Source organism: Streptomyces sp. NPDC029164 (assembly GCF_055563995.1).
Genome location: NZ_JBVHWW010000043.1, coordinates 15,497 through 37,023 on the forward strand (window position 1 = coordinate 15,497; position 21,527 = coordinate 37,023).

19 protein-coding genes are annotated in these 21,527 nt (G+C 72.9%); 9 read left to right on the top strand and 10 right to left on the bottom strand.

What is annotated here, in order from left to right; genetic code table 11:
* The first annotated feature begins 72 nt into the window (after positions 1 to 72).
* The gene (locus ACZ4VT_RS32455; RefSeq protein ID WP_467954994.1) at positions 73 to 1,155 is read left to right on the top strand and encodes an NAD(P)H-dependent amine dehydrogenase family protein; all 1,083 of its coding nucleotides are present in this window, start codon (positions 73 to 75) and stop codon (positions 1,153 to 1,155) included.
* Positions 1,152 to 1,631, top strand: coding sequence for a carboxymuconolactone decarboxylase family protein (locus ACZ4VT_RS32460; RefSeq protein ID WP_362809297.1), 480 nt, complete (start codon positions 1,152 to 1,154; stop codon positions 1,629 to 1,631). The genes ACZ4VT_RS32455 and ACZ4VT_RS32460 overlap by 4 nt, the downstream gene beginning before the upstream one ends.
* A 123-nt stretch (positions 1,632 to 1,754) precedes the next feature.
* On the opposite strand, the gene ACZ4VT_RS32465 is transcribed toward ACZ4VT_RS32460, so the two are convergent.
* The 4 genes from ACZ4VT_RS32465 to ACZ4VT_RS32480 form a co-directional block, all read right to left on the bottom strand.
* Complete coding sequence (locus ACZ4VT_RS32465) at positions 1,755 to 3,398, bottom strand: GMC oxidoreductase (RefSeq protein ID WP_467954995.1); 1,644 nt, start codon at positions 3,396 to 3,398, stop codon at positions 1,755 to 1,757.
* 87 nt (positions 3,399 to 3,485) lie between these two features.
* Positions 3,486 to 3,770 (bottom strand): DUF6629 family protein, encoded by a 285-nt coding sequence (locus tag ACZ4VT_RS32470; RefSeq protein WP_467954996.1) that lies wholly within the window; start codon positions 3,768 to 3,770, stop codon positions 3,486 to 3,488.
* On the bottom strand, positions 3,767 to 4,087 hold the full coding sequence (locus ACZ4VT_RS32475; protein WP_467954997.1) for a DUF6629 family protein: 321 nt from the start codon (positions 4,085 to 4,087) through the stop codon (positions 3,767 to 3,769). The genes ACZ4VT_RS32470 and ACZ4VT_RS32475 overlap by 4 nt, the downstream gene beginning before the upstream one ends.
* A gap of 54 nt (positions 4,088 to 4,141) precedes the next feature.
* On the bottom strand, positions 4,142 to 5,638 hold the full coding sequence (locus tag ACZ4VT_RS32480; RefSeq protein ID WP_467954998.1) for an MFS transporter: 1,497 nt from the start codon (positions 5,636 to 5,638) through the stop codon (positions 4,142 to 4,144).
* A 184-nt stretch (positions 5,639 to 5,822) separates the two neighbouring features.
* Between ACZ4VT_RS32480 and ACZ4VT_RS32485 the strand changes: the two genes are divergently transcribed.
* The 5 genes from ACZ4VT_RS32485 (at position 5,823) to ACZ4VT_RS32505 (ending at position 13,798) form a co-directional block, all read left to right on the top strand.
* Positions 5,823 to 9,431 carry a S8 family serine peptidase gene (locus tag ACZ4VT_RS32485; RefSeq protein ID WP_467954999.1) on the top strand — a complete coding sequence of 1,203 codons (3,609 nt, stop codon included), beginning with the start codon at positions 5,823 to 5,825 and terminating at the stop codon, positions 9,429 to 9,431.
* Positions 9,432 to 9,589: 158 nt separating this feature from the next.
* Positions 9,590 to 10,444 (top strand): serine hydrolase domain-containing protein, encoded by an 855-nt coding sequence (locus ACZ4VT_RS32490; protein WP_467955000.1) that lies wholly within the window; start codon positions 9,590 to 9,592, stop codon positions 10,442 to 10,444.
* A 52-nt stretch (positions 10,445 to 10,496) separates the two neighbouring features.
* A complete protein-coding gene (locus ACZ4VT_RS32495) occupies positions 10,497 to 11,015 on the top strand; it encodes a protein-tyrosine phosphatase family protein (protein WP_467955001.1) in 519 nt (172 codons plus the stop codon).
* A gap of 82 nt (positions 11,016 to 11,097) precedes the next feature.
* Positions 11,098 to 12,651: a cytochrome P450 gene (locus ACZ4VT_RS32500; protein WP_467955002.1), complete on the top strand. Its 1,554-nt coding sequence runs from the start codon at positions 11,098 to 11,100 to the stop codon at positions 12,649 to 12,651.
* 184 nt (positions 12,652 to 12,835) lie between these two features.
* Entirely contained in the window at positions 12,836 to 13,798 is a 963-nt protein-coding gene (locus ACZ4VT_RS32505; protein WP_467955003.1) for a hypothetical protein, read from the top strand.
* Here ACZ4VT_RS32505 and ACZ4VT_RS32510 read toward each other — a convergent pair.
* Together ACZ4VT_RS32510 and ACZ4VT_RS32515 are read right to left on the bottom strand one after the other, a co-directional pair.
* Positions 13,784 to 15,181 carry a GntT/GntP/DsdX family permease gene (locus ACZ4VT_RS32510; RefSeq protein WP_467955004.1) on the bottom strand — a complete coding sequence of 466 codons (1,398 nt, stop codon included), beginning with the start codon at positions 15,179 to 15,181 and terminating at the stop codon, positions 13,784 to 13,786. The two genes, ACZ4VT_RS32505 and ACZ4VT_RS32510, sit on opposite strands and share 15 nt — an antisense overlap.
* Positions 15,182 to 15,196: 15 nt before the next feature.
* Positions 15,197 to 15,778 carry a gluconokinase gene (locus ACZ4VT_RS32515; protein ID WP_467955005.1) on the bottom strand — a complete coding sequence of 194 codons (582 nt, stop codon included), beginning with the start codon at positions 15,776 to 15,778 and terminating at the stop codon, positions 15,197 to 15,199.
* A 131-nt stretch (positions 15,779 to 15,909) separates the two neighbouring features.
* Between ACZ4VT_RS32515 and ACZ4VT_RS32520 the strand changes: the two genes are divergently transcribed.
* Positions 15,910 to 16,620 (top strand): FadR/GntR family transcriptional regulator, encoded by a 711-nt coding sequence (locus ACZ4VT_RS32520; protein WP_467955006.1) that lies wholly within the window; start codon positions 15,910 to 15,912, stop codon positions 16,618 to 16,620.
* A gap of 50 nt (positions 16,621 to 16,670) precedes the next feature.
* On the opposite strand, the gene ACZ4VT_RS32525 is transcribed toward ACZ4VT_RS32520, so the two are convergent.
* From ACZ4VT_RS32525 to ACZ4VT_RS32535, 3 genes are all read right to left on the bottom strand, one after another.
* Complete coding sequence (locus ACZ4VT_RS32525; protein WP_467955007.1) at positions 16,671 to 17,768, bottom strand: alpha/beta hydrolase; 1,098 nt, start codon at positions 17,766 to 17,768, stop codon at positions 16,671 to 16,673.
* A 173-nt stretch (positions 17,769 to 17,941) separates the two neighbouring features.
* Positions 17,942 to 19,195 carry a hypothetical protein gene (locus ACZ4VT_RS32530; RefSeq protein ID WP_467955008.1) on the bottom strand — a complete coding sequence of 418 codons (1,254 nt, stop codon included), beginning with the start codon at positions 19,193 to 19,195 and terminating at the stop codon, positions 17,942 to 17,944.
* A 131-nt stretch (positions 19,196 to 19,326) separates the two neighbouring features.
* Positions 19,327 to 20,211, bottom strand: a complete 885-nt coding sequence (locus ACZ4VT_RS32535; protein ID WP_467955009.1) for a sigma-70 family RNA polymerase sigma factor — start codon at positions 20,209 to 20,211, stop codon at positions 19,327 to 19,329.
* Between the two features lie 234 nt (positions 20,212 to 20,445).
* On the opposite strand from ACZ4VT_RS32535, the gene ACZ4VT_RS32540 reads away from it, so the two are divergent.
* Positions 20,446 to 20,793, top strand: a complete 348-nt coding sequence (locus tag ACZ4VT_RS32540) for a hypothetical protein (protein WP_467955010.1) — start codon at positions 20,446 to 20,448, stop codon at positions 20,791 to 20,793.
* A 57-nt stretch (positions 20,794 to 20,850) separates the two neighbouring features.
* Here ACZ4VT_RS32540 and ACZ4VT_RS32545 read toward each other — a convergent pair whose 3' ends face one another.
* Complete coding sequence (locus ACZ4VT_RS32545) at positions 20,851 to 21,351, bottom strand: HIT family protein (protein WP_467955011.1); 501 nt, start codon at positions 21,349 to 21,351, stop codon at positions 20,851 to 20,853.
* Between the last annotated feature and the right edge of the window lie 176 nt (positions 21,352 to 21,527).

The following is a 21,527-nucleotide window of genomic DNA, read 5'->3' on the forward strand; positions in this document are numbered from 1 at the left end:
CAGCGGTGGAGAGCGGCGAGACGACGCCGCGAGACTCTAGGAAGTTGCAGGTCCTGTGGCTACCCTCCGCGCATGATTTCCACGGTTGTCTGGGGTACCGGCAACGTCGGCCGTCTGGCCATCCGCGCCGTCGAGGCCCATCCCGCGCTGAAACTCTCCGCCGTCATCGTCCACGATCCAGCCAAGACCGGCCGCGACGCGGGCGAACTCGGCGGCCTGGATCACCTGCTGGGCGTCGAGGCCACCGACGACATCGAGGCCGTCCTCGCCGCCCGCCCCCGGGCCGTGGTGTACGCCGCGTCCGGTGACGTCCGGCCCGACGAGGCCCTCGCCGACATCACCCGGGCCATCCGGTCCGGCGCCGTCGTCGTCAGCCCCGCCCTCTATCCGCTCTACGACCACCGCAGCGCCCCACCGGAGTTCCGCGATCCGGTGCTCGCCGCCATCGCGGAGGGCGGCGGCTCGCTCTTCGCCTCCGGAGTCGACCCCGGCTGGGGCAACGACGTGCTGCCGCTCCTGCTCAGCGGACTCGGCACCACCATCGACGTCATCCGCTGCCAGGAGATCTTCGACTACTCCACCTACGACCAGCCGGACTCCGTCCGCCACCTCGTGGGCATGGGCCACCCGATGGACTACGAGCCGATGATGCTCATGCCCTCGATCCCGACGATGGTGTGGGGCGGGCAGATACGGATGATGGCCCGGGCCCTCGGCGCCGAACTCGACGAGATCCGCGAGACGTCGGAGCGCCGCGCCCTCGACACCACCGTGACCACCCGGACCATGGGCGACTTCGAGGCCGGCACCCAGGGTGCGATCCGCTTCGAGGTGCAGGGCATCGTCGAGGGCGAGCCCCGCATCGTCATCGAACACGTCACCCGCATCCACGCCTCCTGCGCACCGGACTGGCCCACGCCCCCCGACGGCGGCGACGGCGCCCACCGGGTCGTCATCGAGGGCCGGCCGCGCATCGAGGTCACCATCGAGGCCACCGACGAGGGCGAGAACCGCTCGGCCGGCGGCAACGCCACCGCCGTCGGCCGACTCGTCGGCGCCATCGACTGGCTCACCGAGGCGGAGCCCGGGCTCTACGACGCCCTCGACATCCCGCTGCGCCCCGCCACCGGCAGACTCGGAAGGAAAAAGTCATGAGGATCGACATCCCCGAAGGCCAGCACCCGATCGAGTACGTCTGGGGCGACATGGTCCCCGGCATCGGCATGGCCGCCGCGAACTTCTCCCTCTCGGTGTACGCCCACACCACCCTGGGCCTGCGCGAGTTCGAGGCGGCCCGGCTGCGCGTCGCGCAGATCAACGGGTGCGTCTTCTGCCTCGACTGGCGCACCGAGCGGGACGGGGAGAAGGTCGAGGAGGAGTTCTCCGAGGCCGTCACCGACTGGCGCACCACCGACCGCTTCGACGAGCGCACCCGGCTGGCGGCGGAGTACGCCGAGCGGTACACCCTGGACCACCACGGCCTCGACGACGAGTTCTGGGACCGGATGACCGCGCACTACAGCCAGCTGGAGATCGTGGAGCTGACGATGAGCATCGGGTCCTGGCTGGCCTTCGGCCGGCTCAACCACGTGCTCGGCCTCGACAGCGTGTGCGTACTGCCCGGCCACTGAGCGGAGCCGCTCGGGGCCGCTCGGGGCCGTTCGGAGCGCCTCGGAGCGGCGCGGAACGAGGAATGACAAGGGGCCGTTCGGTGAATCCGAACGGCCCCGGCCGCTGGGGGGGAGGACGCGGCCCTACCGGAGGTCGGTTGCGATGATCTTCTCTATGTTGCGCTCGGCGAGTGCCGTGATGGTGACGAACGGGTTGACGCTGGCGTTTCCGGGGATCAGCGCTCCGTCGATCACGTACAGGCCGGTGTAGCCGTGCAGGCGCCCGTAGTTGTCGGTGGCCTTGTCCAGGACGGCGCCACCGAGCGGGTGATAGGTGAGGGTGTCGTTCCAGATCTTGTTGCCGCCGAACAGGTCGGTCCGGTAGATCGTCCCCTCCTTCGAGTTGATCTTGTCGAAGATCGTCTTGGCCATGGTGATGGAGGGCTGCTTCCAGGCGGTCTGCCAGCTCAGGTCGGCCTTGCCCGTCGCGGCGTTCCAGGTGAACTCGGCGCGGTTCGGGTTCTTCGTGATCGACAGGTAGAAGGAGGCGTAGGTCTCGATCCCGGTGGGCAGCGGCGCGACCTCGGCGAAGGCGCCGCCCGCGTCCCAGTTGTCGATGCCGGAGCAGGGGATGGTCGACTGGAGCTTGCCGGTCGGGTCCCACAGATGGTTGGCGCGGCCGCACATGACGTTGCCGTTCTCGCCCCAGCCCTTGCCGACCTCGTTGTTGAGGTTCGGCAGCGCCCCGGTGGCTTTCAGCTTGACGAGGAGCTTGCTGGTGCCGACGCTGCCGGCCGCGAAGAACACCCGGTCCGCGGTCACCGTCTTGGTGGCCACGGTGTCGCCGGTGGTGTTGATCTGGTCGATGGCGACCGTGTAGCCGCCGCCCGCGGCGGGGGAGACCGAAGTGACCTTGTGCAGCGCCGAGATGGTGACCTTGCCGGTCGCCTTGGCCTGGGCGAGGTACGTCTGGACCAGCGACTTCTTGCCGTGGTTGTTGCCGTAGAGGATCTCGCCGGCCAGGGCGGACTTGGTGGCGGTGCCGGCGGCCTCCTGCTTCATGTAGTCCCAGTCGTACACGTCGGGTACGAAGGTCCAGGCGAATCCGGAGCGTTGGGCGTGCTTGCGGCCGACACGGGAGAACTGGTAACAGTCCGCGGTGTCGAACCACGCCGGGTCGATCATGCCCACCCCGAGACCGGCGTTGGCCCGGGGGTAGTAGGTCGCGTACATCTCGTCGGCGTCCACCGAGGGGAGGACGGCGGCGAAGTTGGCGCGCTTGGGCGTGACCGCCATGCCGCCGTTGACCAGCGAACCGCCGCCGACGCCGCGGCCCTGGTAGACCGTGATGCCGGCGAAGTCCTCGGCGTCGAGGATTCCGGTGTACTTGGGGACGTCCTTGTCGATCGGGAAGCCGAGGAAGTTGCTGAGCGGCGCCTTGGTCCGGGTGCGGAGCCAGAAGGACCGGTAGTCCGGAGTGGTCACCTTCGGGAAGACCTTCCCGTCCGAGCCGGGGGTGTCCCAGGACATGCCCATCTCGATCATCTGCACGTCCACGCCGGCCTGCGCGAGGCGCAGGGCCGCGACGGAGCCGCCGTAACCGGTGCCGATGACCAGGGCCGGTACGCGGGCGCCGTCGGCCATCGGGGCGGCCGCGGGAGCGGCGGCCTGGGCGGGGGTGATGTGGCCCGCCAGGGCCGCGGCTCCCAGAATGCAACTCGTTCTACCGATGAATCCACGACGGGAAATTCCCTTAGAGCCGTTTCCGGCCAGGGTTTTGTCACCCATGTGACGTTCCTCACTCTCGGTGGAATGGGAACGAGTTCTACTGCCGCGTGCATGTGAAGTCACTACATACGTCTAGGTAACTTTCGGTCAGCGTGTGGCGGAGGGGAGAGGATCCCGGCGCCGTACCCAGCCCAGGACGAGCGCGGACGCGACCGCGGCGAAGGCGCACCAGGTGGAGGCGAATTCCAGCCGCCACAGCGCTGAGCAGGCCGGCGCCGCGGCGGCCAACACCACACCGAGGGTCCGCAGCCGCCGGTCCCCGGCGAGCAGCAGGGCGCCGAGGGTGGCGAACAGGTAGCCCGTCAGGACGAGCGGCATCCACGGAACATTCACGCCGTAGCCGATGGTGCGGCCCCGTATCTCGGAGGTCACCGGCCGGATCGCGAGGCAGTACGCGAGCACCGCGGCGGTGGCGAGGCCCACGGCCACCGGCCCCACAGGCGGCGCCGCGTCCCGGGCGCGGCCGCCAGCAGCACCCCCACCGGCACCCAGAGAGGCAACAGCGGCAGGGCGATCGCGGCCCAGGCCGTGGTCGCCGCGGAGCAGCCGCCGCCGGAGCTCCAGACGGCGGCCTCCACCAGCTGGTGCGCGCCCAGCAGCAGCGGCAGCGCGGCGATCGGCAGATCGCGGGCCCGCCGCACGCGTGCCACGCACACCACGCCGACGGCGGCGATGACCGTGCCCGCCACCAGATCGGCCGTCGCGCTCCAGCACACAGGGATCAGCCGGACCCGGCCCGGAACTCAGCCAAGTCCCCGCTTCTCCTCCCGCGGCTGTTCGAGCGGCGGGGCCGTCACCGCGCAGTACGTGTGGCATTGCGGGTGGCACGCCTCGGGGCGCGCGGGGGAGCGTACGGTCGCCCAGGACACGACGGCGCCGGCCACGAACGCCCCGGTGCACCAGAGCATGGCCCGCCCGAAAGCGGCGTCGAACTGGGCCGCCGAGCGGTACGACTCCGGTCCCATTCCGGACAGCAGCGGCAGCGCCGCCACCGCGAGCAGCCCGGCGACGCGCGCCGCCGCGTTGTTGATGCCGCTGGCCAGGCCCGCCCGGCCGGGATCCACCGAGGCCAGCACGGTCGACGTCAGCGGGGCCACCAGGGCCACCAGGCCCATGCCCATCACGACCATCGCGGGCAGCACGTCCCCTGCGTACGAGGCCGAGGGCCCCACCCGCAGCATCAGCAGCGTCCCGGCCGCGCACAGCAGCGGCCCCACCGTGAGCGGGATGCGCGGCCCGATCCGCTCCCCGAGCTCACCCGAGCGGGCCGACAGGAGGAGCATCAGGAGGGTCGTCGGCAGCATCGCGGCCCCGGCGGCCAGCGCCGAGTAGCCGGACACCACCTGGAGCTGGAGCACCGCGAGGAAGAAGAACCCGCCGATGGCCCCGTACACGCACAGGGTGACGAGGTTGACCGCGGTGAACTGCCGGGACGCGAAGATGTCCGGCGGCACCATCGGGTCGGGCCGCCGCCGCTCCACGTAGACGAATGCGACGGCCAGCAGGACCCCGAGCACCGCCGCGATGGTCACCGCCACCGTGCCCGACCGGGCCTCGATCAGCGCGTACGTGACCAGCCCCAGGGCTGTCGCACCGAGTACCGCCCCGGCCACGTCGAAGCGCCCGTGCGCCTGCGGGTCCCGCGATTCCGGTACGTGCCGCAGCGCGACCGGCACGCACACCGCCGCCAGCGGCACGTTCAGCAGGAACACCCACCGCCAGCCCGGCCCGTCCACCAGCCAGCCGCCGAGGAACGGCCCCACGGCCGCGCCCACCCCGCCGAACCCCGACCACAGGCCGATCGCCCGTCCCCGGTCCTCGGCACGGATCGACGCCTGGATCAGGGCCAGGGAGCCGGGCGCCAGCAGCGCCCCGCCGATGCCCTGCAAGGCCCGGGCGGCGATCAGCACCCCGGCGTTCGGCGCGATCCCGCACAGCAGCGAGCCCACCGCGAACCACACCACGCCCAGGACGAAGATCCGGCGCCGCCCGAAGCGGTCGCTCAGCGACCCGCCGACCAGGATCAGCCCGGCCAGGGTCAGCAGATAGGCGTTCACCGTCCACTGGAGCACCGCCAGATCGGCGTCGAGGTCCTCCCCGATGCGCGGCAGGGCCACGTTCACCACGGTCCCGTCCAGCATGGCCATGGTCGACCCGAGCACCGTGGTCAGCAGGATCCACCGGCCACGCGCGGACGCGATCGGGACACCGGCTCCGGACGGCTCGGCGGGCGCAGTCATGTCTTCAGGCTGGCCCGCGCGGCCGGGAAGGGCCACCGGGAGGGCGTTGTCGGAGGCCGGGGATGGCTCGATCCGGCTCAATAGGCCCTCTTGTAATGGACATGACCTCTCCTTCACCATGACCCGCGCACGTCACGCGCACCCTTCCCGCACAACCCGCACACGGCGTACGAGGAGACAACACGTGGCCCAACGCGACAACCGGTCCTCACGAGCCTTAAGGCCCACAAGGTCGACAAGGCCCGCACGGTCCTTACGGGCGGCGCTCGCCGCCCTCACCTCGGTCCTGCTCCTCCCGCTCGGCGCCGGCGTCGCCGCGGCGGCGCAGGACCCCGGTCCCGGCGCGCCGAGCGCGGCCGAGCGCAAGATCGAACCCAAGCTCCGCGCCCAGCTCGACGGCTCGGCCAAGGCCGTTTTCTGGGTGTACCTCGACAGTGCCGCCGACCTGACCGCCGCGGGGAAACAGCAGACCCGCGCCGCCAAAGCTGAAACGGTTCTGCGGACCAAGAGGGACCACGCCGCGCGCAGCCAGGCCGGGATCGTCAAGGCCCTGGAAGGCGCCCAGGCCGAGTACACCTCGTACTGGATCGTGAACGCCGTCCGCGTCGTCGGCAGCGAGAAGCTCGCCGGGGCCCTGGCGCAGCGTCCCGAGGTCGCCCGGATCGACGCCGACGACAAGGTCGAGCTCCCCAAGCCCGCCGAGGGCAAGCGCGAGCAGGCCGCCGCCGACGCCGTCGAATGGAACATCGACCGGATCAAGGCCCCGCAGGTCTGGGACCAGCTCGGGGTCCGCGGCGAGGGCATCGTCGTCGCCAACATCGACAGCGGCGTGGACCACACGCACCCGGCCGTGAACAACCAGTACCGCGGCAAGAAGGCGGACGGTTCGTACGACCACGCCTACAACTGGTTCGACCCGGCCGGCGTCTGCTCCACCGCGGCCCCCTGCGACAACAACGACCACGGCACCCACACGATGGGCACCATGGTCGGCGACGACGGCGGCGCCAACAAGATCGGCGTGGCCCCCGGCGCCAAGTGGATCGCGGCCAAGGGCTGCGAGTCCAACTCCTGCTCCGAGGCCTCCCTGCTCGCCTCCGGCCAGTGGATCGTGGCTCCGACCGATCCGAGCGGTCAGAACCCCCGGCCCGACCTCGCCCCGCACATCGTCAACAACTCCTGGGGCGGCACCGGCGGCGACACCTGGTACCAGGAGATCGTCAACACCTGGCGGGCCGCCGGCATCTTCCCGGCCTTCTCCAACGGCAACGCCGGCCCGGGCTGCTCCACCAGCGGCTCCCCGGGTGACTACGCGAGCTCCTACAGCTCCGGCGCCTTCGACATCAACAACGCGATCGCGTCCTTCTCCTCGCGCGGCGCGGGCCCCGGCGGCATCATCAAGCCGAACATCGCCGCCCCGGGCGTGAACGTCCGCTCCTCCGTACCCGGCGGTGCGTACGAGGCCTTCTCAGGCACCTCCATGGCCTCCCCGCACACCGCGGCCGCCGTGGCCCTGCTCTGGTCCGCCGCGCCCACCCTCGAAGGCGACGTCGCGCAGACCGAATCGCTCCTGGACGGCACCGCCCAGGACACCGACAGCAGCCAGTGCGGCGGCACGCCCGCCGACAACAACGTCTTCGGCGAGGGCAAGCTCGACGTCCTCGCCGCCGTGAACGCCGCCCCGCGCGGGGCGATCGGCGCCCTCGGCGGCATCGCCCGCTCCGCTGGCCAGCCGCTCGCGGGCGTGAAGATCACGGCCGACGGCCCGATCGACCGCACCGCGACGACGGCCGCCGACGGCAGCTACGCCTTCCCGTCCCTCTCGGTGGGCGACTACACGCTGACCGCCGCCAAATTCGGCTACGGGCAGCAGACCGCGACGGCCACGGTGACCGAGAACGCCACCGCCACCGGCGACTTCACCCTCACCCAGGCACCCTCCGGCAAGCTCACCGGCACCGTCTCCTCGGCCGCAGGACCCGCCGCCGGCGCCTCCGTCGCCATCGCCGACACCCCGGTGACCGCGACCGCCGACGCGCAGGGCCGCTTCGAGGTCACCCTGCCGCACGGGACGTACGACGTGAGCGCCAGCCACGCCTCCCGGTGTCTCACCGGCGGCACCACGAAGGTCACCGTCGCCGGCGACGCCACCGTCGCGGTGAACCTCCCCGAGCGCACCGACGGGTACGGCTACGCCTGCGCCACCGCCGGCGACCGCCCCTACGCCGCGGGGAGCCGGCAGCTCGCGCTGACCGGCGACAACACCACCGAGCGCGTCGACCTGCCGTTCCCGCTGCCGCTGTACGGCAAGACGTACGGCCAGGCCTGGATCGGCACGAACGGCACGGTCAGCTTCGGCGGCAACAACACCGGTGACATCAACGGGGACATCCCGAGCGCGGCCACGCCCAACGCGGCCCTGTACCCGTTCTGGGACGACCTGGTCGTCGGCGCCGCGGGCAGCGGCTCGGGCGTCTTCACCGCCGTCACCGGCACCGCCCCGCACCGCAGTTACGTGATCGAGTGGCGCCAGGTGTCCCACTGGTCCGCGCAGGCCGACAAGTTCTCCTTCTCGGCGGCGATCGGCGAGGACGGCACCGTCTCGTACACCTACAAGGGGACCGGCGGCACCGGCATCAAGGGCGGCTCCACGGCCACGGTCGGCGTCGAGAACGCGACCGGCACCGACGCCTTCAAGTACTCCTTCAACACCGCGGTCATCACGGACGGCCTGTCCATCGCCTTCCGGACCACCAAGAGCGGTGTGGTGGCGGGCCGGGTGCTCGACGCCAACGACGGCAACGGCGTCGCGGGCGCCACGGTCACCGTCGGCACCGGCGACACGGCGGTGTCGGCGACCACCGCGGCGGACGGCGGATACGTCGTCCAGAGCCCGTCGGGCTCGCTCCCCGTCTCGCTGGCGGCGCCCCAGTACGAGTCCGCCACGGCGACGGTGAACGTCAAGGCCGCCGACGTCACGGCGGTGACCCAGTCCCTGCGCACCGGCAAGGTGACCGCGTCCAAGCCGTCCGTGGAGATCGTGCTCCCGGCGAACCAGAAGCGGACCCGGACCCTGGACCTGACCAACCCGGGCCTCGGCACCGCGTTCACGGTCTCCGAGGACGCGGCCTGGCTGACGGCCACGCCGGCCGGCGGTGACCTCCCGACGGGCGGCAGGATCCCGCTCGCCCTGTCGGTGGACACGACCGGGCTCACCCCCGGGACGGTCCTCACCGCGGACCTGAAGATCACCTCGGCGAGCGGCCGGACCCCTGTCCTCACCGTCCCCGTCAAGGCCGTCGTCCCGCGCTACCAGGTCTCCCTGGACGCGGGCTCCACCGGCGCGAGCACGGACGGCCTGGGTGACGCCTGGTCCCCGGACCGCAAGTACACGGCCGGCTCGTACGGCTACCAGGGCAACGGCTCGGTCGAGTCCACGAGCCGCACGATCGCGGGCACGGAGGACCAGCGGCTCTTCCGCAACGCCCGTGAGGGCATGTACGAGTACCGCTTCGACAACGTGCCGAACGGCACCTACACGGTGGAGCTGGGCTTCGCGGAGCTCTCGTCCACCAAGCCGAACAAGCGCGTCTTCGACGTCCTGGCCGAGGGCACCCAGGTTCTGCCCTCCCTGGACATCTCCCTGGAGGCGGGCACGTACAAGGCCCTGACCCGTCAGTACACGGTCACCGTCACGGACGGCGTCCTCAACATCCGCTTCGTCACGCACAACGGATTCGGCAAGCCCCTGCTGAACAGCCTGCGCGTGACCGACCGACCCGACAAGAGCTAGCCGATGTGTGAGGGGGCGGGACGCTCACGGGCGCCCGCCCCTTCCTCTTCGCCCCCCTCACCCGCGGGCCGGGTCCCCGCCCCATTCGGGTGGCGGGGGACGCGAATGCGCCACGACGCGCCGGGAGGCCCGGGCGGGGCTCGTTAACCTGGGGCACCATGACGCTCCTGAGCGACCAGGCCGACGACATCCGGGCTCTCGTCGAGTCCGCCGACCCCGGGGCCGTCTGGGCCGTCGGCGGCGCCGACGGCGTCCACGCGGGCTCGGACCCCGCGGGCTCGGACCCCGCGGGCTCGGACCCCGCGGGCTCGGACCACGCGCGCACGAGCGCCTGGGCCACGAGCGCCGGGGATCCGAGCGCCGGGGATCCGAACACGGGCGGCGCGGGCTTCGACGTCGGCGGTCTCACCGCCGTCCTCGCCCTCTGGCCGGTCGTGGGGACCCTCGTCGACGAGGGCGCGATCCACCTGCACACCCCGCTCACCGCCTACGGGGACGCGGCCGCCGCCGGCGCCCCCGCCGGGACCACCGCCCACCACCTGCTCACCCGCCCCGGGGGGACCGCCCTCCTCACCCGCCTCGCCGAACACGTCTGCGGCAGCCCCCTGGCCGACCTCGCGGCCACCCGGGTCTGGCGCCCCCTCGACATGGCCGGGACCCGGTTCACCGACGGCACCCTCCGCGCGCCCCTCGCCGACCTCGTCCGATTCCTGCGCCGCCTCCTCGCCCCGGCGGACACCGGCGGCTCCCCGGACACCGCCCGCGGCATCACCCGCGCCTGGACCAGCGAGTCCCTCCGCATCCGCACCGGCGAACTCACCCCCGCCCGCGGCCTCCTCTGGCACCCCGCCCCGCACGGCGTCTGGGCCCACCACGCCCCGCAGGACGGCGGCCCCGCGCTGTGGGTCTCCCCGCGCCACGGCCGCTGGGCGGTCCTCGTCCCGACCGGGGGCCACAGCCCGCTGCGCACCGCCTTCCGCGAGGCCGTCTTCGCCCCAACTCCGCCCAGGTGAAGTACCGTTGTATGCGATGCTGGGTGCCGCCCCACCAGGAGGTCCCGGCCACATGAAGAAGACCCCCCAGCGCGACCGCGACGTGCCCGGGCCGCCGCCCCGCCCGTGGGACGAGATCGCGCCCGGCCTGTGGATGGGCGGGCACTACTGGACCCACCCGGCGGGGAAGCTGCGGCCCGCCGTCGTGGCCGACGAGTTCGACCTCGTCATCAGCCTCTTCACCCGCACCGGGCACGGCCCCGGCCCGCGCGCCGAGCACGTCGTGGAGCAGATGCCCGACGCCGAACTCACCGCGGCCCAGCTCCGCACCGTCCAGCGCCTCGCGCGCACCGCGGGACTCGCCCTCGACAGCGGCCTCACCACACTGGTCCGCTGCCACTCGGGTTACAACCGGTCCGGCCTCGTCGTCGCCCAGTGCCTCGTCGACCGGGGCCTGGCGCCCGCCGAGGCCATCGCGCTCGTGCGCCGCCGCCGCTCCCCGTGGGCCCTGCACAACGAGACCTTCACTTCCTACCTCACCGCCGGACTCGACACCGCGGCGCTGCTCGTCGGGCTCGACCCCCTGGCGTAGTCGGGACGCGGAGTGCGCAGTCGGGACGTACGGTGATGCCGATGTCACCGACCGTTGTCGGTCCGGCTGCGGAGGTACACGGATGCGTACGGTCCAAGGGGTCGCCCTGGACGGGCTCAGGGCCCGGGTCCGGGCTCTCGCCGAGCGGACCGGGCTGCCGGTCCGCTCCGTTCCGGGCGCCGTCCGGGTGACCGCGGCGCCCGCCCGCCGCCGCACCGGGCGCGCCGGTCGGTCACCCCGGGGCGGGACCCCGCTCGCGGACCGGGGGCCGGCCGGGAAGGGGCTGGGCGCGGAAACCGCCGACCGGCGGACATCCGTAAAAGAAGCCTTTCGGCATCCGGCCGCCGCCGACGTCACCCTCGGTGTCCTCCGCTCCCTCCTGCACGGCCTCGCCCCCGCGGGCCCGCGCAGTCGCCCGGGTGCGGTGCGCGCCTCCGCCGCAGCGCTGCGCGCCCTGCGCGCCCGGCACGGCGACGCCCCCGCCCTCGTACGCACCCGCTCCGGCCGGACGGTCCTCGTCCTCCTCGACCCGCAGGACCTGCGCCGGTTCTACGAGGAACCCGTCAGCGTCCTCGCGGCCGACCCGCCAGAGAAGTGCCGGGGCCTGGACCTGGCGGAGCCGGCCGGCACCGGCTGCTCCCGCGCCGAACCGCGCACGGAACGACGGCAGGTCAGTGCCGAGGTACTGGCCGCGGGCCTGGCCGTGCACCCCTCCTGCGGGTCCTTCCTGGCGGCCGTCGCCGAAGAGGCCCGGCACCTGACCGCCACCGGCACCCTCGACCTCGCCCGCGCCCGGCACGCCGTGAACCGGGCCGCCCGGCGGATCGTGCTCGGCGACGCGGCGGCCGCGGACGAGGAACTCGCCGGCTGGCTCGCCCAACTGCGCGCCGAGGGCAAGGGCCTGCGCGTCGGCCGGGTGCGCACCGCCCGCACCACCCGCTCGGTGCGGGAGAAGGCCCACGCCCGCATCCAGGAGTACGCACGCCACGCCGACGCCGGCACCCTCGTCGGGCGGGCCGCCCGCCACGCCGACGCCGAGGTCACCGCCACCCTGGACACCGTGGGTGAGGCCGAGCAGTGGCTCCTGGCCCTGGGCGCCGTCCCCGGCACGCTGCTGCGCACCCTGCTGCTGCTCGGCGCGCACCCCGCGGAGCAGGACGCGGCCGCGGCGGAGGCGGCCGCCGAGACCGCCGCCGGCCCGGGCCGGGGCGAACTGCCCCGGCTGCGGGCCTGCGTACGGGAGTCCCTGCGGCTGTACCCGGTGGTGCCCGACCTGGTCCGCGTCACCCGGGCCGAGACCGAATGGCGGGGCGTGCGCTACCCGGCCGGCACCTCGGTGCTGCTGCCGGCCGCGTTCCACCAGCGCGACCCCGAACGGGTACCGGCGGCGCACGTGTTCGTGCCGGGCCGGTGGAAGAACCCGCGCGCGGACCAGGACATCCGGATGGCGCCCTTCAGCCATGGCGGCGGCCGGTGCCCGGGCGACCAGCTCGGCCTGATGATCACGGCCGCGCTCTGCGCCGAGGTGCTGCGGGGCCATCGGATCCGGTCCACCCGGCCGGTCCTGGACCCGGTGGGACCGCTGCCCGCGACGCTCGACCCGCACGGCATCCGGCTCACCCTCACCCGCCGCTGACGGCGCACCCGTTGCCGCTGGTGCCGCTGCTACTGCTGCCGCCGCTGTTGCCGCTGTCCGAACCGCTCGCCGCGCGCCCCGCCCGTCGCCCGCTCACCGAACCCGTCGCCCGCTCACCGAACCTGCCGCCCGCTCACCGAACCCGCCGCACGTGCCGAAGCCTGCCGAACCCCACGAGGATCCCATGCCCGACGCCGCGACCTCCGCGTCCACCGACCCGGACGTCGACCTGCTCGACGCCCCGTGCCGCGCCCTTGCCGAGGCCGCCGACGCGGTCGGCGAAGCCGCCCGCCACGCCTCCGGCCTGGCCCTCGGCGCCCGCCTGCCCGCCACCGCCCTCGCCCGCGGCGGCAGCGCCCGGCGAGGCTGGCGCACCCTGCTCCGTACGCTGACCGACCCGGCGGGCCTCGGCTGGGCCCCGCGCGGCCGTGGCGTCGCCCGGGCCGGGCGGCTCGCCGGCATCCTGGTGAGCCGGGAGAGCCTCGCCATCAGCATCGCCGTCTGCGGACTCAAGGCCCGGATCCGGGCCGCGAGCGCGGACCGACCCGAACTCCTGGACGATCCGGGCGCGGCGGCGGTCCTGCGGGCCGTCGGGGCGGGCCGGCAGGCCGAGGCCGTCCGCCTGTTCCGGACGATCATGCGCGACCAGGGCGCCGAGCACGCCTTCGCCCTGCTGGCCCCGTCCTTCGCCGACATCCTCGCCTGGAAGGCGCTGACCGACGCCAACCCCTTCAACGACCACGCCGGCTGGCAGGTCGCCACCGGCCGGGCCGAGACCGCCGAACCGCTGCTGGGACTCGGCGCCGCCTTCTGGGCGTTCTGCGACCGCGGCCAGGGCCTGCCCGAACGGCCCCCGGCCGGGCGCCCGCCCGCCCGCGGTCCGGCCCGGCGCCGGGTCACGGGCCGGCCGCCGCGGCCGGCGCCGCGACCGCCGGCCGACGACCTGCGCGGCCACGCCGCCGCGCTGCGTACGCACGCGGCCCGGCTGAGCGCGGCCGCCGCCGCGCCGGACTGGCACGGTCCGCAGACCGAGGCCCTGCGCGCCGAGGTCGCGAACCTCGCGGCCCGCTGCGAGAGGGCGGCGGACGGCCTCGCCCTCGCCACCGCCCAACTGCAGGGCCGGTACCCCGTGCTAGAGGATCAGTGACAGCAGCAGGACGAAGCCCAGGCCGACCACCGAGATGATCGTCTCCATCACCGACCAGGTCTTGACGGTCTGCCCGACGGTCATCCCGAAGTACTCCTTGACCATCCAGAAGCCGGCGTCGTTGACGTGGCTGAAGAACAGCGAGCCCGATCCGATGGCGAGGACCAGCAGGGCGGTCTCCGTGGTGGACATGCCGGCCGCGAGCGGGGCCACGAGGCCGGCCGCCGAGATGGTGGCCACCGTCGCCGAACCGGTCGCCAGGCGGATGGCCACGGCGATGAGCCAGGCCAGGAGCAGGGACGGTATGGCCCAGCCCTTCGACAGGTCCAGGATCATCTGGCCCACGCCCACGTCGATCAGGGTCTGCTTGAAGCCGCCGCCGGCGCCGACGATCAGCAGGATGCCCGCGATCGGGCCCAGGGACTTCTCCACCGTGGCGGACAGCTGACCCTTGGTGAAGCCGGCCGCCCGGCCGAGGGTGAACATGCCCACGAGCACGGCGGTGAGGAGGGCGATCAGCGGGGAGCCCGCGACGTCGGTCACGCGCTGCACCGGGTTGGCGGGGTCGTTGACCACGATGTCGACCAGGGCCTTGACCAGCATCAGGGCCACCGGCAGCAGCACGGTGAAGACCGTCGCCCCGAACCGCGGGCGGTGCTCCAGGTCGGCCGGGGGGCGCTCCGTGATCAGGCGCTCCGGCGCAGGTACGTCCACCCAGCGCGCCGCGTACCGCGAGAAGAGCGGCCCGGCGATGATCACGGTCGGGATCGCGACGACCACACCGAGCGCGAGCGTGACCCCCAGGTTCGCGTGCAACGCGTCGATGGCGACGAGGGGTCCGGGGTGCGGGGGTATCAGACCGTGCATCACGGACAGGCCGGCCAGCGCCGGGATGCCGATCCGCATCAGCGAGTAGTTCCCCCGCTTGGCCACCAGCAGCACCACAGGGATCAGCAGCACGATGCCGACCTCGAAGAAGAGCGGCAGCCCGATCACCGAGGCGATCAGCACCATCGCCCAGGGCATGGCCCGGCCCTTGGCGCGGGCGAGGATGGTGTCCACGATCTCGTCCGCGCCGCCCGAGTCCGCGAGCAGCCTGCCGAGGATCGCGCCGAGGGCGATCAGTACGCCGACACCCGCGACCGTGGCGCCGAGTCCGGCGGTGAAACTGGAGATGGTCTTGGCCAACGGCGCGCCCGCGAAGACCCCGAGGGCCAGCGAGCCGACCGTCAGGGCGAGGAAGGCGTGCAGTTTGAGGCGGGTGATGAGCAGGACGATGACGGCGATGCCCGCGAGGACGGCGATCCCCAGCTGGGTGTTCCCGGCCGAGGTGATCGGACCGGTGCCGGCCGCTGCCAGTGTCTCGACGCTGAGACTGGTCACGGTGACGTTTCTTCCTTAGTTCCGGGGTGAGTGGTTCTCGGGTGTGGCGTGTGCGGCTGTGCCGTGTCCGGCCGCGCGGTGTCCGGCCGGGCCGAGCCGGCGCAGGGCGGCCAGGGCACGGTCGGTGATCTCTGCCGGAGACCCGGACACCTCGACGACGACGCCCACTTCGTCGTCCTGGAGCGGCTCCAGGGCGGCGAACTGCGAGTCCAGCAGGGTGGTGGGCATGAAGTGGCCCTTGCGGGCCGCCATCCGCTCCTCGATCAGCGGGCGTTCCCCGGTGAGGTGGACGAAGACCGCTCCCGGGGCCGCGGTACGCAGCCGGTCGCGGTAGGCGCGCTTGAGGGAGGAAGCGGCGACCACACCGCCGCGCAGCGCGGCGCTGTCGCGGATCCACTGGCCGATGGCGTCGAGCCACGGCCACCGGTCCGCGTCGTCCAGGGGAGTGCCGGCCGACATCTTGGCGACGTTGGCCGCCGGGTGGAACGCGTCGCCCTCCGCGTACGGAAGGCCGAGCGCCGTCGCGAGCAGCCGGCCCACGGTCGTCTTGCCCGTGCCGGCCACGCCCATCACCACAATGACGCGCTGGGTGCTCACGCCTACCTCGCTGTCCTCGTCGACATCGGTTCGTGCGGCACCACTGAAGCGCATTAAGTAGTACTTATTCAAGAGTCGAGTGGCATACATCGCATCTTTTGCCGATGAGGGTGTGACCGTACGCTTACGCCATGACCACCGAAGGCAGTCCTGGGCAGGGGCTCCACTCCCATGTGCTGGACACCCTCGGTCTCGCGATCACGGCGGGGGAAATCCCGCCGGGCAGCGTCCTGCGCACGGACGAGATCGCCGAACGCTTCGACGCCTCCCGCACGGTGGTACGGGAGGTCGTCCGCGTCCTGGAGTCCATGCACCTGGTCGAATCCCGCCGCCGGGTCGGCGTCACGGTCCGCCCCACCGACCAGTGGAACGTCTACGACCCGCGCGTGATCCGCTGGCGGCTGGCCGGCACCGACCGGCCCCGGCAGCTGCGGTCCCTCACGGTGCTGCGCTCCGCGATCGAGCCGGTCGCGGCCGGACTCGCCGCGACCCTGGCCACCCCCGAGCAGTGCGCCGAACTGACGGAGGCGGCCCTCGGGATGGTCCGCACCTCGCGCGGCCACCAGCTCGAGGGCTACCTGCAGCACGACATCGCGTTCCACCGCGTCGTGCTGAACGCCTCCGGCAACGAGATGTTCGCCCGGCTCGGGGACGTGGTCGCGGAGGTCCTGACCGGACGCACCGAACACGCGGTGATGTTCCACGACCCCGACCCGGCGGCCGTCACCCTCCACGTCCAGGTGGCCGAGGCGGTACGGGAGGCAGACGCGGCCCGCGCCGAGGCGCTGACCCGGCGGATCGCGGTGGGCGCGCTGGAGGAACTGGACGTACTGGCCCCTTAGGGCAGCCTGGGCCCTGCCCGATGGCTCCTGGCCTGTCTGCCTGCCTGCCCTCACTCGGCGTTGAGGCGCCCGCTGATCCATTCCAGGGCCGGCGGGATCTCGCGGTTCCAGGTGTTGAAGCTGTGTCCTCCGCGGTCGAGCGTGATCGACGAGACGCGGGCCGGATCCCTGACCGCCTTGATGAACTGCTGGGTCGGCTTGTAGTTCTCCTCGCCCTGCAGTGAGGTCGTCACGAGGAACGAGGACGCGCCCTGCGGCCGGTTGGCGAGATGCCACAGCAGGTCGGATCGCTTCTCCTCGTCCTTGTCGCCGTGGAAGAGATCGCCGGAGTCCTGGTCGATCTCCGGCTTGTAGTCCGCGGAGAGGCCCACCCCGGCCGCGTAGGTCTCCGGGTGCTGCACCGTCATCTTCAGGGCGCAGTAGCCGCCGGTGGAATCGCCGATGATGCCCCAGTTCCGCGCCGAGCCGCCGACACGGTAGGCGCTCGATACGGCCTTGGGGAGGTCCGTACCGAAGAAGGTCTCGCTCTGCGGGCCGCCGCCGCGGACGTCGACGCACTGGGTGTTCTCGGCCGAGACGGTGGGTCGCATCATCACCAGGATCATCGGCTGGGCCTTCTTCTCCTTGGCGAGGGTCCAGGCCGTCTTCGGGTACCGCAGACCCTTCAGCAGGTTCTCCGCCGTGCCCGGGTAACCCGTCAGGACCACGGCGGCGGGGAACTTCCGCTGCTCGTTGCCCTTCTGGAAGTACTCGGGCGGCAGGTACACATAGGCCTGGGCGGCCCTTCCGGAGCGCTCGCCGTGCAGGTTCACCTTCTCGATCACACCGCTCACCAGCGGATTCCCACCACCGGGCACGCCCGGAGCCTGCCGCCCCAGCACCTCCACGGCCACCCCCGGGCGCACGGCCTCCTGGCGCGCCCGCCCGGCCAGGTCCGCCCAGGAACCGTAGATGAGCAGGCTGCGGTTGGCCGCGAGCGCGACCGACGCGAACAGGAACACCTGCCCGAGGACGAGCAGTCCCGCGCGCCCCGCCACCCGTGGCCGGCTCCCGCGGGCCAGCCGGGGCCAGAGCCACACCGTGGCCGCGAACGTCATGGCCGTGCAGAGCACGACACACAGCAGAAGTGCACTACTTGTCAGACCCATGGATCAGCGGAACCCTCTACGACGTCTCGATCCGGACGCACCGGTCCAGAGCACCGCCAACCGGTGCGCACCAGGCTAGAGAGGCTCCGGAGCAGAAACGTTCCATTGAGCGTCGGCGGGCCCGCGAGATCGTTCTGCCGGAGCGGGATCGTCGGCGGAGCCCGCGGTCGGCGTCAGCCGCAGCCGCATCCGCCGCATCCACCACAACTTCCACCACAGCCTCCGCCGCAACCACCCGTCGTGGAGTCCGAGTTCTTCGACTCCGCGCGTGCCCGCTCCCGTTCGCGCCTTCGCTCCTCGGCCTGGCGCGCCGACTCCCGGACGGCCTCGCGGTACGAGCGCCCGGCCGGCTTCCAGCCGCGCAGCCCGTGCCGGCGCCGCGGGAGGAGCGAGGCAGCGGTGACGTACGAGACGAGGCGGGTGCCGCCCTCGTGGACGGCGCTCTCCAGGATGACCTCGGCCCCCTCGTGCACGGCCCCGTACAGGACCGCCTCGAAGGGTTCGGCGTGGGCGTCGATGTCGTGATGGGCGGTGCGCAGGGTCCGTTCGGAGCCGGAGAGGAGGGTCCGCCGTCCGGCGAGGACCTCCCGGGCCCGTGCCCGGTGGGCGATCAGGGGCGGCCCGGCCGGGGTGTCGGCGTCCGGGTGGATCCAGTGGTGTCCGGAACGGGAGACCCGTACGCCGACCAGGAGCGCGGGCTGTGGCCGGGCGTTCAGGCGGCGCGCGGCCAGCCGGCGGGCCAGGCCGCGGCCGAGGACGGTCGTACCGGGGAGCAGGAGGACCAGGGCGAGCAGCTGCAAGGCCCACGGGTCGTACGGGCGCGCGCTGCCCGAGGCCCGCACTTCGAGGAGGGCGCCGGCGGCGAGGGCGGCGGCGGCCCCGAGGCAGCACGCGGAGCCGATGGCGATCCCCGTCAGTCCGCGGCGCCGCTGTGCGGCGGGCAGCGGGTCCGGCAGCGGGAAACGGGCGGGTCCGGCTGCGGCGAGGGCGAGTTGGCGCTGGCGCCGGCGGGTGTGGAGGCGGGCCGTCGCCCCGGTGAACGCCCACGCGGCGACGGCGAGGGCCAGGCCGTGGCCGATCGCGCCCGCCGCGTCGGCGGGAAGTGAGCGGGCGGCGTCGACCGCGATGAGGGGTGAGGCCACCAGGGTGGCCACGGGTAAGGAGCGGAACCAGAACGGCAGGGCGATCAGCAGGACGCCCATGGCGTAGCCCCGCCAGTCCTCTCCGTGCGCGGGCTCCGCGTCACCGAGCGCCGTCAGCACGATCGAGAGGACGACCATGCTGCCGAGGAGCCGGCTTCCGGCGACGGGAGCGAACACCGCCGGGACGCGGGCGCGGAGCCAGCGCTGGGCGTCGTCCACGCCCCACGCCACGACCCCGCCCTCCGGTATCGCGGCGGTCGGCAGGTGCTTGACGTAGTCGGTCACGGCGCCAGTATGGGAGCGCCGTGCCGCGGCTCAGAAGGGGCCGCCGCGGCACGGAATCGCTACGGCCGCTTCCGGGCCGGCGCCGGGGGCGGGGCGGGGGCGCAACCGCGGCCCCGCCGCCCGGACCGGGGTCAGACGTCGAGCACGGCGAGTTCCAGCTCGTCGAGGCGCTCCGGCTCCGCGACGACGTCGATCTCGGTGATCAGGCCGTCCTCGACGGTGAAGCGGAGCACCAGGAACAGTCGTCCCAGCGGGGCCATCGCCAGGCCGACCACACCGTTGACCAGGGCGGGCTGCGTGGACTGCGCGCGCTGGACGGCGGCCATCGCGCCGGTGGCGACGGTGACGGCACCGGTGAAGAAGAGGGGGGCGGGGGTGGGGCCGACGGCCTTGTCGGCGCGGAGCACCACGTCGGGGTGGAGCAGCGAGACGAGCGCGTCGAAGCTGCCGCCGCGGGTGGCGGCCAGGAAGGCGTCCACGACCCGGCGCTGGCGGGTGAGATCGGCCTCGGACACCAACGGGACCCCCTTGACCCGGCGGCGGGCGCGGCTCGCGAGCTGGCGGGTCGCGGCCGGGGTCTTCTCGATCAGCGGGGCGATCTCGTCGAAGGGTACGGCGAACAGGTCGTGCAGCACGAACGCCAGCCGCTCGGCCGGCGCGAGGGTGTCGAGCACCACCAGCAGGGCCAGCCCGACCGAGTCGGCGAGTACGGCCTCCTGCTCGGGGTCGACCGTGTCCTCACGGCTGACGACGGGGTCGGTGGGATACGCCTCGATGGAATCCTCGCGCCGGGTCTCGCGCGAGCGCAGCATGTTCAGGCACACGCGCGACACGACCGTGGTCAGCCAGCCGCCGAGGTTCTCGACCTCGCTCATGTCGGACCGGTCGAGGCGTAGCCATGCCTCCTGCACGGCGTCCTCGGCCTCCGCGAGCGAGCCGAGCATCCGGTAGGACACCGCTCTCAGATGAGATCGGTGCTCTTCGAACTGCTCGGTCAAGCCGGAACGGTCGTCCACGGGTCACCTTCCTTCCTCACGGCCCTCAGCACTCTCACAGCGGATCCTCAAAATAGATCATGAGGAAATCGCCGCTGTGAGGGGGGAGTTGCGCCCGGGGCCCGGCACCGCCCCCAGGGGACCGGCCGGGGCGGGCGGCGACGCCGGCCGCCGCTGCTGGATAATGGCCCCGAACAGCAGAAGCACCGGAGACGCCGGGGACACGTGGTGGTCCGGCAGGAGAGGGAGCCCCCGATGGAAGCGCAGCACTTCGAGCGGATCACCGCGTTCATCGAGGCACGGCTCACCCCGCTGTTCGACGCCGAGACGGGCAGCGAGTACGGCTTCGGCATGGACGACACCTCCCGCGCGCTGCGCGCCCTGCGCAACTCCGTCCTGGAAGCGTCCGCCATCAAGGGCCTCGTCGAGCAGCGGGCGACCGCCGAGCCGGCCACGCGCCGCGTCATCGACCAGTCGGTCGAGCACAACTGGGACGTGCTGCGCGGCATCGCCCGCCAGTGGGAGGACCACGCCGACTTCCGCCACGAGTTCAAGCACCACGCCTGGGAGCTCGACCACCACCACGCCGCCGCGGAGGCCTGAGCCCCGGGGGCCTGAGCTCCGGGGGCCTGAGCTCCGGGGGTCTGAGCCCCGGCGGCCTCACCGCGGCGGCGGTGTGCGGACGGCGCGTTCGGCGATGACCGCGCGCAGGCGCGCCGCCGCGGCCGCCGCCTCCCGCGGCGACGGCGACAGCACACCGTTCTCGGTCATCAGCGCGTGGAACTGCTGCCGCTCGTACGGCACTCCGGGCGGCAGCGCCGCGATGTGCCAGTGGAGGTGGGTGTTCCCCTGCTGGCTGCCCAAGGAGTACAGGTAGGTCCGCTCGGGGGCGTAGGCCTCCTCGACCGCGAGGGCGATCTCCCGCACCATGAGCATGATCCGGGTGTAGGCCGCCGCGTCCAGATCGCGGACGGCATGCTCGACGTGTGCCTTCGGCGCCACCAGGACCTTCCCCGGGAGCGTGGGCCACCGGTCGAGGAAGGCCACGTGGTGCTCGTCCTCGAACACCGTCTCGTGCGCGTACTCCGGGTCCCCCGCGAGGAACGCGCAGACGAAGCACGGCCCGCTGCGCGTCCGCTCGACGTACCACCCGAGGTCCATGGCCCCGCGTTCCACCGGTCCCGCACCCACTCCGGGCCCGGGCCCGGACCCGGGCCCGGGCCCCGGTCCGGGTCCCGAAAGCGGGTCCCCTGGTAAAAGATAGCCCGCCGTCTCTCGCTGGTTGGTCTGCTTGACCAGCCAACCGTTCTCGTCCCGGTCCAAGGAATAAAAGAAAA

Coding starts and splice junctions, on each gene's coding strand:
- ACZ4VT_RS32540 (WP_467955010.1), top strand. CDS start 20,446: ATGGAAGCGCAGCACTTCGAGCGGATCACCGCGTTCATCGAGGCACGG.
- ACZ4VT_RS32490 (WP_467955000.1), top strand. CDS start 9,590: ATGACGCTCCTGAGCGACCAGGCCGACGACATCCGGGCTCTCGTCGAG.
- ACZ4VT_RS32455 (WP_467954994.1), top strand. CDS start 73: ATGATTTCCACGGTTGTCTGGGGTACCGGCAACGTCGGCCGTCTGGCC.
- ACZ4VT_RS32505 (WP_467955003.1), top strand. CDS start 12,836: ATGCCCGACGCCGCGACCTCCGCGTCCACCGACCCGGACGTCGACCTG.
- ACZ4VT_RS32500 (WP_467955002.1), top strand. CDS start 11,098: ATGCGTACGGTCCAAGGGGTCGCCCTGGACGGGCTCAGGGCCCGGGTC.
- ACZ4VT_RS32465 (WP_467954995.1), bottom strand. CDS start 3,398: ATGGGTGACAAAACCCTGGCCGGAAACGGCTCTAAGGGAATTTCCCGT.
- ACZ4VT_RS32480 (WP_467954998.1), bottom strand. CDS start 5,638: ATGACTGCGCCCGCCGAGCCGTCCGGAGCCGGTGTCCCGATCGCGTCC.
- ACZ4VT_RS32520 (WP_467955006.1), top strand. CDS start 15,910: ATGACCACCGAAGGCAGTCCTGGGCAGGGGCTCCACTCCCATGTGCTG.
- ACZ4VT_RS32495 (WP_467955001.1), top strand. CDS start 10,497: ATGAAGAAGACCCCCCAGCGCGACCGCGACGTGCCCGGGCCGCCGCCC.
- ACZ4VT_RS32525 (WP_467955007.1), bottom strand. CDS start 17,768: ATGGGTCTGACAAGTAGTGCACTTCTGCTGTGTGTCGTGCTCTGCACG.
- ACZ4VT_RS32545 (WP_467955011.1), bottom strand. CDS start 21,351: ATGGACCTCGGGTGGTACGTCGAGCGGACGCGCAGCGGGCCGTGCTTC.
- ACZ4VT_RS32460 (WP_362809297.1), top strand. CDS start 1,152: ATGAGGATCGACATCCCCGAAGGCCAGCACCCGATCGAGTACGTCTGG.